This window comes from Jiangella muralis, assembly GCF_001270745.1.
In the GTDB taxonomy this organism is placed as follows: domain Bacteria; phylum Actinomycetota; class Actinomycetes; order Jiangellales; family Jiangellaceae; genus Jiangella; species Jiangella muralis.
This window is the reverse complement of record NZ_KQ434754.1, coordinates 303,408-315,781: the sequence shown is the minus strand read 5'-3', so window position 1 is coordinate 315,781 and position 12,374 is coordinate 303,408. Positions and strand designations below refer to the sequence as shown.

7 protein-coding genes are annotated in these 12,374 nt (G+C 70.9%); 4 read left to right on the top strand and 3 right to left on the bottom strand.

The window, feature by feature from the left end:
* The 3 genes from ACW62_RS35160 to ACW62_RS09675 all read right to left on the bottom strand — a co-directional run.
* Positions 1–1,305, bottom strand: a 1,305-nt coding sequence (locus tag ACW62_RS35160; RefSeq protein ID WP_205629249.1) for a family 43 glycosylhydrolase, incomplete at its 3' end; no start/stop codon positions are given.
* 27 nt (positions 1,306–1,332) lie between these two features.
* A complete protein-coding gene (locus ACW62_RS09680) occupies positions 1,333–6,048 on the bottom strand; it encodes a discoidin domain-containing protein (RefSeq protein ID WP_205629248.1) in 4,716 nt (1,571 codons plus the stop codon).
* Positions 6,049–6,129: 81 nt separating this feature from the next.
* On the bottom strand, positions 6,130–7,155 hold the full coding sequence (locus ACW62_RS09675; protein ID WP_053203880.1) for a LacI family DNA-binding transcriptional regulator: 1,026 nt from the start codon (positions 7,153–7,155) through the stop codon (positions 6,130–6,132).
* Between the two features lie 174 nt (positions 7,156–7,329).
* Here ACW62_RS09675 and ACW62_RS09670 point away from each other — a divergent pair, with 174 nt between their 5' ends.
* The 4 genes from ACW62_RS09670 to ACW62_RS09655 are packed head-to-tail and all read left to right on the top strand — an operon-like array spanning position 7,330 to position 12,361.
* Positions 7,330–8,637, top strand: a complete 1,308-nt coding sequence (locus ACW62_RS09670; protein WP_053203879.1) for an ABC transporter substrate-binding protein — start codon at positions 7,330–7,332, stop codon at positions 8,635–8,637.
* 31 nt (positions 8,638–8,668) lie between these two features.
* On the top strand, positions 8,669–9,610 hold the full coding sequence (locus ACW62_RS09665) for a carbohydrate ABC transporter permease (RefSeq protein ID WP_053203878.1): 942 nt from the start codon (positions 8,669–8,671) through the stop codon (positions 9,608–9,610).
* Between the two features lie 10 nt (positions 9,611–9,620).
* A complete protein-coding gene (locus tag ACW62_RS09660; RefSeq protein WP_053203877.1) occupies positions 9,621–10,445 on the top strand; it encodes a carbohydrate ABC transporter permease in 825 nt (274 codons plus the stop codon).
* Complete coding sequence (locus ACW62_RS09655; RefSeq protein ID WP_053203876.1) at positions 10,442–12,361, top strand: glycoside hydrolase family 127 protein; 1,920 nt, start codon at positions 10,442–10,444, stop codon at positions 12,359–12,361. The genes ACW62_RS09660 and ACW62_RS09655 overlap by 4 nt, the downstream gene beginning before the upstream one ends.
* Positions 12,362–12,374 lie beyond the last annotated feature (13 nt).

The following is a 12,374-nucleotide window of genomic DNA, read 5'->3' as shown; positions in this document are numbered from 1 at the left end:
CCCCCCGCCCAGCCGCATCGGCCGGTCCCACGTGTACTGAACCCACTGCTGCGGCGGGTTGCTGCCGGTCCATGTGCCCCACATGTCCGGCGGCAGCGGGTTCGGCCGGACGATCTCGTCGTTGAGCGCCTTCACCCAGTACTGCGTCGGGACCGGCGTGTTCGAGACCGTGACGGTGGCCTCCTGGGCCACGTTGGCCCGCGGCGTAACGTCCTTGACCTTCGGCGGCGTCGTCACGACCGGTTTGATCCGCGGCGGCGACTGGGTGTCGTCCCATTCGACCCGGTCGATCGCCACCGAGCGGCGGAAGTGGTTGCCGCCCGCGGCGTCGGCCGTGTGGTAGGCCAGCCACCACTGCCCGTCGAACTCGACGATGCCGGGGTGGCTGGTCGTCGACGACACCGGCGGCAGGATGGTGCCGCGGTACGTCCACGGCCCGGCCGGCGATGTCGCGGTGCCGTAGGCGATGCACGCGTGATAGTTCGCCGGCGTGCAGGCCGACGTCGGGCCGGCGTTGTTGCCCGCGTAGGCCAGGTAGTAGGTGCCGTTCCGCTCGAAGATCCAGGCCGCCTCGAAGAAGCCGGTCAGCCCGGTGACCGTGCGGACCGAGCCGATCGGGGTCTTCATGTCCGGCGCCAGCTCCAGCATGCGCAGGTTGCCGAAGCTGCCCCAGTAGACGTAGACGCGCTGGTTCGGCGCCTCGCCGTCGATGAGGATCGTCGGGTCGATGTTGTGGATGGTGTTCGCGGTCGGCACCCGCTGCGAGATGATCGGCGCGCCGACGTGGTCGGTCCACGGTCCGGTGGGGGTGTCCGAGACCGCGACGCCGATGCCGAACGTGTCGCTGGCAGGGCTCGCGGCCTCGTTGACCGGGACGTACCAGTAGTAGCGGCCGTCGACGCCGCGCACGACCTGCCCGGCGTAGGCGCGGCCGGGGGTCGCCCAGGTGAAGACCTGCTCCGGGCGCAGGATCGACGGGTGGTGGGTCCACTCGCCGGAGTCCACGTCGGACGTCACGAACGCGCCCCACTCGTTCATGATGAAGTCGTTGCGGGTCGGGCCGGCCTCGTCGTGGCCGGTGTAGACGTAGAGCTGGTCGGCGCCGGTGGCGTTGCCCGGCGCACCGGCCGGGACGACCAGCGGCGCGGGGTCGGCGGAGTAGTAGCTGCCGTCGCCGAGGATCGGGTTCTCGGTGTTCGTGAACGTGACGGGGTCCGCGGCGGCCGCCGGCGCGACCGGGCCGAGCAGCCCGGCGGCGAGCGCGACGGCGACGGCCAGCGGCCCGCCGCGTCGGATCGTGATCATGGGATCTCCTGACGTCGAGCGGTGGGCCTACGACCCGCAGGTGATCGCCGGGTAGTCGTCCACGAGCACGGACCTCCGCGCACCGTCGGCGGTGGCGGCGGTGACCGTCACCTCGCCGGCGGGCAGGTCGTCCACCCGGGTGGCGAACAGCTGGTACGCGGCGGCGCCCGGCTGGATGCCGGACAGCGACCGCGACCCGTACGGCGTCGCGAGGGTGATGTCGAGCGGGACGGTGTCCCCGTTCGTCGCCCGCGCGGAGATGACCGCCCGCCGCCCGAGGCAGCGCACCTCGGTCGTCACCGACACGTCCACCGGCGCGATGCCGTCGCCCACCGTCAGCGTGAGCGTCGTGGACGTGGTGCCCGCCTCGCTCACGTAGTCGGGCAGGATCAGGTCACCGGTGATCGTGTAGATGCCGGGGGTGTTCACCACGGACTCGTCGAAGTCCCAGTCGACGCCGATGGCCTGGTTGTCCCGCGAGCCGTCGTTGTACGACACCTCGACGCGGGTCGGCAGGTGCGGCTGCTCGCCCACGGCGACGGACTGCTCGAACTGCTGGGCGCCCTGGATCGAGATGCCGCCCGGCGAGTTCTCCGGCCGCACGTAGATCCGCGCCTCGGCGATCAGGCCGTACGTCGTGTTCGTGCCGTAGACGACGAACGGCTCGACGTTGGTCTCGTCGACCATGTCCGCCGTGATCGGCTGCCAGGTGAACGGTAGCGTGCCACGCGGGCCGCTGGCGTACTCGACGTCCAGCTGGGCCGGCAGCGCCGGGACCTCGCCGACCACCGTCCGCATGATGACCGGACTGGCCACCTGGCTGACGGTGTCGCCGTTGACCCGCCACCGCAGCACGCCCGTCCCGGCGCCGCTGCCCTGCACGCCGGTGATGCGGATGCGCAGGTGGCTGGTGGTCACCGGCTCGAAGTCGAGGTGGTTGTACGCGTTGCGGGTCAGCGCGCCGGCGTACGTGGAACCGCCGGTGAGCGTGACGGGCGTCCACGTCTGGCCGTCCGCCGACTGCTCGACGACGTAGGTGTCGGCCCGGGGCATCCGGGTGCCGCCGTTGTCGTCGTACCAGTAGACGTCGGTCGACCCGATCAGCACCGGCGAGTCCCACGAGTACTGGAGCCAGGCCGCGGTCGCCGGCGACGTGCCGTTGTTCGGCTGGCCCCACGAGCCCCAGCCGTTCCCGGCGCCGGGGTTGGAGCTGGCCGGCGTCGTCGACTCGTTGACTCGCAGCGGGTTCTCCCACGGCGCGCTGCCGCTGGTGGTGATGCCGGCCAGGGCGCCGAACTCGGCCGACGTCGCCTTCTCCGTGAGCGCCACCTCGACGTCGCGCTGCGTCGTCAGCTCGCCGTCCGACGCCGTCAGCCGGAACACGTAGGTCCCCGCGACGGTGCCGGTGACCGGCGTGGCCAGCGCGTTCGGCGCGCCGAAGATGACGCCCGCGCCGTCCGGCGTCGACACCGCCGACCAGCCGTAGGTCAGCTCGCCGGTGTCCGGGATGCCGTCGTCGGTGATCGTGCCGACGAGGTTCGTGGACAGGTTGCCGTCGCGGGACCGGTCGACGGTGACGGTCACCGCCGGTGGGTCGTTGACGAGGTCGGGCACCTCGCGGCCGGAGTCGAAGACCTGGATCTCCGAGATCGCGGTGGCGAACGACGGCGTGTTGGTGAACGCCAGCCGCACCCGGTCGGTCGTGACGGCGTCGAACAGCGCCTCGTTGAACTTGGCGCCGGGGATCTTCGGCGACTTGAACGTGTCGGGCACGGCGACCCAGCCGCCGGAGCCGTCCGGCACCTGGATCGTGTACCGCTGCGGCTCGCGGTAGCCGCCGGTCTGGCGGTCGCTGACGAACCACACCTTGACGTTGTCGAACCGCACCGGCTCGCCGAGGTCCAGCTCGACGTAGCCGCCCGGCTCGGTGCCGCCGTAGTTGCCCCAGTACGGCTCGTTGACGGTGCTGCCGTCGGTCACGGCGGCCAGCGACACCGGACGCTCGGTGGTGTTGATCGCGCCCGGCGTGTGGTTCATCGAGCCGGTGCTCCAACCGGGCGTGTGGAACTGCCGCCACGGCGTCGGCCGGACGCCCTGCTGGGTGAACGACGACGACAGCTCGGCGCCGGCGGCCAGGTTCGGCGCGTCCTCACCGAGGTCGATGCCGGCGGTGCGCAGGTACGACGCGACCCGCTCGTCGTCGATCGCGGTGTCGACGGCGGACGGCAGCGCGCTGCCCGCGCCGGCGACGACCGCGACGTCCAGACCCTCGTCGGCCTCGACGACCTCGTTGGCGCTCGGGTCGTAGACGAACCGGCCGAGCGCGTCGGCCGTGACCTTCTTCTCGCCGTCGACGAACAGGCTGTAGCCCGCGCCCAGGCCGTAGTGGGAGCCGTCGGCGTCCCACACGATCGTGACGTCCTTGCCGTGATAGCGCAGGTTGTTGACCATGAAGTGGTCGTAGCCGAGATCGACCGGCCACAGCTCGATCACGTCGTCGGAGCGCGGCTGGATGCCGCCCATGTCCTCGACGTAGATGTAGTTCATGTTGCCGAGCATCACGTGGTTCGGGTTGTTGCGGTTGTAGGTGCGCGTCGCCGGGTTCCAGTTCGAGTAGTACTCCGCCTGGTTGGCCACCCGCACGTCACCGCCGGGGTAGATGCTCCACGCCATCCAGTCCAGCAGCCGCGCGGCGTACTCAGGCGTGACGTACTTCTGCTCCGGGTCGTAGTGCCGCAGCGCCGACCGGACCGCCCGGTACTGCACGGTGAAGTTGATGTTGGAGAAGTTGTTCGAGCCGCCGATCGCGAACTTCGACCGGTCGTACTGGTTGGCCGTGTAGAACGGGAAGATCGGGAAGTTGTCGCCGTAGCGCAGGAACCGGAAGCCGTCGACGTAGGTCTCGTGGTCCTCGAACGGGATGAGGTTCTGCGCGTAGACGTCGTAGAGGTTCGACTCCTTCGCCGGGATGAGGTCGCGCTCGGCCTCGGTCAGCGGGTTCTGCGTGCCGCCCGACGTCGCACCGTGCGAGGTGCCGGCGAGGAACATCCGCATCTCCTCGCTCCACAGCCGGCCGAGGATCGCCGCGCGGATCCGGTCGGCCTCCGCGCCGACCTCGGCGACCTTCGCCGGGTCCGCGCCGGCCTGCTCGTACAGCTGGCGGGCCGCGTCGAACGCGCCCCACACGTACGCCGACTCCGGCCGCTCGATGGTCCGCGCCCCCGGCGCCCCGGCGTTCGTCTTCGGGTAGCCGAAGCTGATCGCGTCGGCGTCATTGCCGGGCATGAAGTTGGTGTCGTACGCGATCAGGCCGTCGTCGTTGCCGTCGTAGTGCTCCAGCTGGCCGACGCCATCACCCTCGAAGTAGCGGCCGAACCGCTCCGCCACCGCCGCGCCGCCGCCGTGGACGTTGTACGCCTCCAGGCCCGCGGTGCCGAGGTACTGCGAGTAGTGGTTGTTCCAGCTGGTGTGGCCGGGGCTGTCGAGGAACGCCGACGAGCCGGACAGCTCGCCGATGTTCATGATCTGCCCGTAGGCGAGGTAGGGGTTGCGGATCCACTTGGTGTCCTGCAGGTGCATCGGCTGGGTCAGCGCGACGGCGTTCTGGTACAGGTTCACGCCCTCGATCGTGGTCGGGTACTGGTAGACGTAGCCCGGCTCGTTCGCGTCGAGGCTGTTGTAGCGCTCGCCCCACCAGCGGTAGACGATCGCCTTCTCGACCGCCGCGTTCGGCACGTCGAGGTAGGGGATGTCGGCCGCCCAGCGCCGGTTGAACTCGGTGATCGCCGTTCGGGTGGCGTCGGACGGCGCCAGCTCGGCGTACTCGTGGAAGCTGTCGGCCGAGTCCGGCATGCCGGCGGAGTAGAGCACGCCGACGACGGACAGGTCGACCGACCCGCCCGCGGGCACGGTGACCTCGCGGTCGAGGTTGGCACCGTTTCGCGTGAAACCAACGGCCTTCAGGCCGACCGTCACCCGCGACCACGGGGTGTCGATGAGGCCGTTGTTGGCGCCGCTGGTGAGCGTCCGGGTGCCGGTCAGCTCGTCGGCCGCGTCCGTCGAGGTGGTCGCGAGCGGCGCGGCGGCGCGGACGGTGAACGTGACGGCCTCGGCGCCCGGGTTGCGGAACGTGAGCGCGGTGACCGCGACGTTGTCGTACGTGATCGCCTTGGTCTGCTCAGCGGTCACGCCGGTCGTGCCGACGGTGTACCGGCCGCGTGCGTGGCTGGGGGCGTTGAACCGATCGGCGCTCACCTCGGCCACGGTCTGGCCGGGCACGGTGACGGTGTAGAAGTTGCCCAGGTTGTTCGGGCCGCCGGCGTACGCGCTGCCGGCGAAGCCCATGGCGCCGAAGTTGCTGTTGCCGCGCAGGTACAGCGTGCGGCCGCGGGTCTGCAGGACGCCGTTGCCGCTGGTCCCGCGGACGCCGAGGATGCGGTCGAGGTAGTAGTCGGTGCCGCCGGCGGCGAGGTCCTTCTCGAAGATCGACTGGTGCATGCTCCCCGCGGTGTACGGCACGCCCGGCTCGAGCGCGGCCTCCACCTCGTCGGCGTTGAGGAACGCGGGGTCGCCGATGTCCATCGTGTCGGTCAGGCCGTCGGTGTAGAGGCCGACGTCGCTCTCGTTGCCCGGCAGTACGTGCGTATCCGCGTACGCGGCGCCGGGTAACAGCACCAGGCCGCCGCAGGCCATCACGCCGCTGGTCGCGGTCGCGATGGCTCGTTTGAGGGTTCGTCCCGACATCACCGTGTCCTCTCGGTCGATGCAGCGTTGTTAGCGTTCACATTTCGCCGGGCGGACGTCCCGTGGCCGGGGCGCCACCTGCTACCCGGGGACGGTCGAGCCGCGGATCACCACGCGGGCGTCCAGCGCCTCGACCCCGGACCGCGGCTCTCCGTCGATGGCGGCGAACAGACGCTGCGCCGCCACCCGTCCGAGCCGTTCGAAGTTCATGTCGACGCTGGTCAGAGCCGGGCGTGCACCACTGGTGAAGATCTCCCAGTTGTCGAAGCCCATGACCGCGACGTCGTCGGGCACGGCGCGGCCGTGCTCCCGCAGCGCGTCCATGACGCCGCGGGCCACCTGGTCGCTGCCGCAGAGGATCGCGTCGAGCTCGGGGTGCTGGCCGAGCAGCATGGACGCCGCGGCGCGGCCCCAGCTCTCCGTCCAGGACCCGAACCGGACCTCGCCGACGAGCTCGAGGCCATGGCCGGCGAGCGCGGCGAGCGCACCCTCGGCGCGCTCCTGCGAGGCGCCGTAGGTGGGATCGCCGGTGATGTGGGCGATGCGGGTGCGCCCGGTCGAGACGAGGTGGTCGACCGCGCTGCGGCCGGCGCCGACGTTGTCGACCACGATGGACAGGTCGTCAGGGTCCTCCGACGGTGCGTAGGCGTAGACGACCGGGACCGGCAGCTCGCGGCCCAGCGACGAGCGCGGGTCGGTGCGGCTGCCGACCACGATGAGGCCGTCGACCCGGCGACTGAGCAGTGCCTGGACGTGGTGCTTCTCGCGGATGGCGTCGCCGCGGGCGTCGCACAGGAAGACCGCCACGCTGTCGGCGCCGAACGCGTCCTCGGCGCCCATGAGGATCGGGATGGAGAACCGGCCCTCGAGGTCGTTCGTCAGCAGCCCGACGGTGCCGGTGCGGTCGGCCAGCAGGCTGCGGGCCAGCTCGTTCGGCGAGAACGAGAGCTGCTCGGCCGCCTCGACGACGCGCGCGCGGGTCTCGGCGCGCACCTGCTTGCGGCCGTTGAGTGCCTTGGACGCGGTGGCGACCGACACCCCGGCCAGGCGGGCGACGTCGTTCAACGTCACCTTGCGCGAGGCCGACGACGGCACGGCGTTGTTCATGCGGTGGACTGTACCCGAGGCCCCCGAAAACGGATAGACCGGCTTTCGTCGACGATGTCCGCCCACGTTCACGCCTGGGGAACTTGCACCCTACAGAGGGTTGACGTCGCCCAACCGACCTCCTACGGTCGCAGAAAACCTTTTCGGCTACTTTCGTTCTCCGGGGAGACGGCGATGCGACGTAGTACCAGGACACGGGCGACGACGGCCGTGACCGCAGCTGTGCTGGCGCTCGTGATGAGCGCCTGCGGCGGTGACGACGACACCGGCACCGCGGGCGGCGACGGCGACTCCTCGCCGGAATCGCCGGCCGACGGAGTCGACGACGGCAGCACCATCACGATGTGGACCAGGGCGGCCACCGAGGCGCAGTCCCAGCGCCTCGTCGACGCCTACAACGCCAGCCACGAGAACCAGGTCGAGCTGACGGTCATCCCGACCGACGACTACCTGCCGCGGGTCGGCACTGCGGCCGGCGCCGGCGAGCTGCCCGACGTGCTCAGCCTCGACGTCGTGTTCGTGCCGCAGTTCACCACCGCCGGCGCGTACCTCGACATCACCGACCGCATCGACGCGCTGCCGTTCGCCGACGACCTCGCGCAGTCGCACATCGAGGTCGGCACGCTCGACGGCGCCAAATACGTCGTGCCGCACACCATGGACCTGTCGGTGCTCTTCTACAACAAGGACCTCTACGAGCAGGCCGGCCTCGACCCCGAGGCGCCGCCCACCACGATGCAGGAGTTCGCCGAGCAGGCTCGCGCCATCGACGCCCTCGGCGGCGACGTCAGCGGCACCTTCTTCGGCGGCAACTGCGGCGGCTGCTTCGTGTTCACGTGGTGGCCGAGCATCTGGGCGTCCGGCGCCGACGTCATGAACGACGACGGCACCGAGTCGTTCCTGGCCGCGCCCGAAGCACAGGCCGTCTACGACGTGTGGAAGGGCCTGGTCGACGACGACATCGTCGCGCCCGGCACCCAGGACGAGGCCGGCCCGACGTGGACCGGTGTCTTCCCCGAGGGCAACATCGGCGTGATGCCGATGCCGTCCACCACGCTCGGCCTCATGCCCGACACCTTCGAGACCGGCGTCGCGCCGATCCCGGGCGTCGACGGCGGCGAGTCGACGTTCGTCGGCGGGGACGCCGTCGGCATCTCCAGCAACAGCGAGGTCCCGGACGCGGCCTGGAACTTCATCGCCTGGACGCTCGGCGACGAGGCGCAGGTCGAGGTGCTGGCGCAGAACCGCGACGTCGTCGCCCGCACCGACCTCGCGTCGAACGAGTACTCCGACCAGGACCCGCGGCTGGTGACCATCAACGAGGTCGCCGGCGTCGGCCGCACGCCGTACTCGATGCGCTTCGGCGAGACGTTCAACGACCCGCAGGGCCCGTGGCTGCCGCTCGTGCGCAACTACGTGTTCGGCGACGGCTCGACGCTGGACCAGGACAACGAGGCGGTCGACGCGTCGCTGCAGAGCTGACCGCCCGCCCCGTCAGAGGAAGGACCGACGCTTGGCCAGCCCAGTCCTGCGCGAGCCCGCGGCTCCGCCGGCGCACCAGCCCCCCAGCTCCCGGGCCTGGTGGCGCACCCGGACGTTCCAGGGAGCGATGTACGCCGCGCCCGCCGCGATCTTCGTGCTGCTGCTGTTCGTGCTGCCGCTGCTGCTGGTCGGCCGGATGTCGGCGAGCGAATGGCCGCTGCTCAAGGGCGGCCAGGGCCTCAACCTGCCGGACAACTACGCGGGCATCGCCGACGACCGGCTGTTCTGGCCGGCGGTCGGGTTCACGCTGAAGTACACCGTCATCGTCGTGGTGGTGCTGCTACTCCTCTCGATGGGGATGGCACTGCTGGTGCAGGAGCGCCGCCGCGGCGTCGGTCTGCTGCGCACTGCCTACTTCCTGCCCGTCTCGCTCGGCCTGGCGTCGGCGTCGCTGCTGTTCTGGGGGTTCTACAGCCCGCAGATCGGCCCGATCGACCCGATCCTGCAGTGGCTGGGCATCACCGACGAGCCGATCCGCTGGATCGGGACGCCCAACATGGCGCTGTTCTCGTCGATCATCCTCGTGGTCTGGAAGTTCGCCGGGTTCTTCATGCTGATCCTGATGGTCGGGCTGCAGTCGATCCCGAACGAGGTGTACGAGGCGGCCCGCGTCGACGGCGCCAGCAAGCGGCAGTCGTTCTTCCGCATCACGCTGCCGCTGCTGCGCCCGTCGATCGCGCTGTGCCTGATCATCTCGGTCACCGGGTCGCTGCTGGCGTTCGACCAGTTCTTCATCCTGACCAACGGCGGTCCGGACAACTCCACCACCACCGTGGTGATGATGATCTACCGGGAGGCGTTCCGCCGGTTCGACCTCGGCTCGGCGGCCGCGCTGTCCGTCGTCGTGCTGCTGGTGCTCCTGGTCATCAACATCGCCCAGTTCCGCTACCTGCGCCGCGGCGCGGACGGCTGAGGGGCGACCGATGAGACTGCAACAGGCCATCGGCCGCACATCGTTCTGGGTGTTCGGCGGCGGGCTGGCGATCATGTTCCTCGTCCCGCTGATCTGGACGACCGTCGCGTCGGTGTCGCCGCACGGCGCGACGGCGCAGCAGGACGGCTACGGCCTCAACAACTACCGGACGCTGACCGAGTACGACGCCGGGTTGCCGACGTACCTGTGGAACAGCGCGTACGTCTCGATCCTCACGGTCGTGTTCACGCTCGGCCTGTCGCTGCTGGGCGGCTACGCGTTCGCCCGGTTCCGCTTCCCCGGCCGCGACGCGCTGTTCCTGCTGATCATCGCGATCCTCATGGTCCCGTACGCGACGCTGCTGGTGCCGCTGTGGGTGCTGATGGGCGAGCTGGGGCTGCGGAACTCGCTGACCGGCCTGGCGCTGGTGCTGACGCTGTACCAGCTGCCGTTCTCGATGTTCATGATGCGCATCTCGTTCGAGGCCGTGCCCCGGGAGATCGAGGAGTCCGCGCTGGTCGACGGCTGCGGGACGTTCGGCGTGCTGCGCCGGGTGCTGGTGTTCGCGGTCTGGCCCGGGATGATCACCGTCGGCCTGTTCGCGTTCCTGCACGCCTGGAACGACTTCATCGCGCCGCTGTTCATGATCAACGACAGCTCCCGCTACCCGCTGTCGCTGGCCATCGCCACCCTGCGGCAGCAGACCATGGGCGCCGTCGACTTCGGCGCCACCCAGGCCGGAGTCGTGATCATGGCGCTGCCCTGCCTGCTCCTGTTCGTGCTCCTGCAACGGCACTACGTGCGCGGCTTCATGTCCGGAGCCCTGAAGGGATGACCATCGTGCCCGACGATCTGACCGGCCGGCCCATGGTGCCGAGCACCGGGCGGCTGCGCCCGCTCGGACTGCGCGAGGTGCGCATCACCGGGGGCTTCTGGGGCCGTCGGCAGTCCGTCAACGCCGCGGCCACGCTGGAGCACAACCTCGACTGGGAGCGCCGGGTCGGCTGGATCGACAACTTCGCCGCCGTCGTCGAGGGCCGGGTGGACCGCGACCGCCGCGGCCGCGAGTTCTCCGACTCCGACGTCTACAAGCTGATCGAGGGGATGGCCTGGGAGGTCGCCCGCACCGGCGACGCGTTCGCCGCGGCGTCGATCGACGAACTTTCCAAGGTGATCGAGCGGGCGCAGGAGCCCGACGGCTACCTCAACACCGCGTTCGGCCATGCCGGCCAGGGTGAGCGGTACTCCGACCTCGAATGGGGCCACGAGCTGTACTGCTACGGGCACCTGATCCAGGCCGGGGTGGCGCTGCTGCGCGGCGGTGTCGACAGCCCGTTGGTGGACGTCGTGCTGCGCGCCGCCGACCACGTGTGCGCGACCTTCGGGCCGTCCGGCAACCAGGGGGTGTGCGGTCACCCGGTGGTCGAGATGGCGTTGGTCGAGCTGTACCGGGCGACGGGGGTGCGGCGCTACCTCGACCAGGCGGCCCTGTTCGTCTCGCGCCGCGGCCACGGGGTGCTGGCCGACGTCGAGTTCGGCCGGGCGTACTTCCAGGACGACGTGCCGGTGCGCTCCGCTGACGCGTTTCACGGGCACGCCGTCCGGGCGCTCTACCTCGCCTCCGGCGCCGTCGACGTCGCGGTCGAGACCGGCGACGACGAGCTGCTGGCGGCGATCGAACGGCAGTGGGCCGCGACCGTCGCGCGGCGCACGTACATCACCGGGGGCATGGGCGCGCGGCACCTGGACGAGGCGTTCGGCGACGACTTCTTCCTGCCGCCGGACCGCGCGTACTCCGAGACCTGCGCCGCGGTGGCGTCGGTACAACTGGCGTGGCGGCTGCTGCTCGCTACGGGTTCGCCGCGGTACGCGGATCTGGCCGAGCGGACGCTGTACAACGTCATCGCCACCTCGCCGGCCGACGACGGGCGCTCCTTCTTCTACGTCAACACGCTGCACCGGCGCCGGATCGGCGGGCTGCCTGCCGTGGACCGTCAGCATCCGCGCGCGGAGTCCGGCGTCCGGGCCCCCTGGTTCGACGTGTCCTGCTGCCCGAACAACCTCGCCCGCACCTTCGCCAGCCTCGCCGCCTACCTCGTCACGGCCGACGACGACGGCCTGCAGGTGCACCAGTACGCCGACGCCTCGGTGTCGACGCGGCTGGCGGACGGCCGGCCGGCGGGGTTCGTCATGACGACCGGCTACCCGTCCGACGGCGCGGTCGGGCTGCGCGTGACGGAGACGTCCTCCGCGCCGTGGACGCTGTCGGTGCGGGTGCCCGCGTGGGCGGCCGACGGCGCGGTGCTGGTCTCACCGGACGGCGCGCGGCGGCCGGTCGGGCCCGGGTTCGCGTCGGTGACCGCGGCGTTCGCCGTCGGCGACGAGGTGCGGCTGGAGCTGCCGATGCAGCCGCGCTGGGTCCGGGCCGACCCGCGGATCGACGCGCTGCGCGGCACCGTCGCCGTCGAACGTGGTCCGCTCGTCCTGTGCGCGGAGTCCACCGACCTGCCCGCCGGCCGCGACGTCGACGCCGTCCGGGTGGACGTCGGAGCGCCACTGGCCACCGACGCCGACGGCGCGGTGCTCGCGTCCGGCGCGCTCGCCGGCCCCGGCGACCACGACTGGCCGTACGCCCCCGACGCCGGAGCCGACGCCGACGCGGCGCCGGCCCGGATCAGGCTGGTGCCCTACCACTCCTGGGCCTCCCGCGGCCCGTCCACCATGCGGGTCTGGCTGCCGCTTCAGGAGTGAACGAGGGCCATAG

Excerpts from the sequence above, each read along its gene's own strand:
- ACW62_RS09660 (WP_053203877.1), top strand. The coding sequence starts at position 9,621 with ATGAGACTGCAACAGGCCATCGGCCGCACATCGTTCTGGGTGTTCGGC.
- ACW62_RS09675 (WP_053203880.1), bottom strand. The coding sequence starts at position 7,155 with ATGAACAACGCCGTGCCGTCGTCGGCCTCGCGCAAGGTGACGTTGAAC.
- ACW62_RS09670 (WP_053203879.1), top strand. The coding sequence starts at position 7,330 with ATGCGACGTAGTACCAGGACACGGGCGACGACGGCCGTGACCGCAGCT.
- ACW62_RS09655 (WP_053203876.1), top strand. The coding sequence starts at position 10,442 with ATGACCATCGTGCCCGACGATCTGACCGGCCGGCCCATGGTGCCGAGC.
- ACW62_RS09680 (WP_205629248.1), bottom strand. The coding sequence starts at position 6,048 with ATGTCGGGACGAACCCTCAAACGAGCCATCGCGACCGCGACCAGCGGC.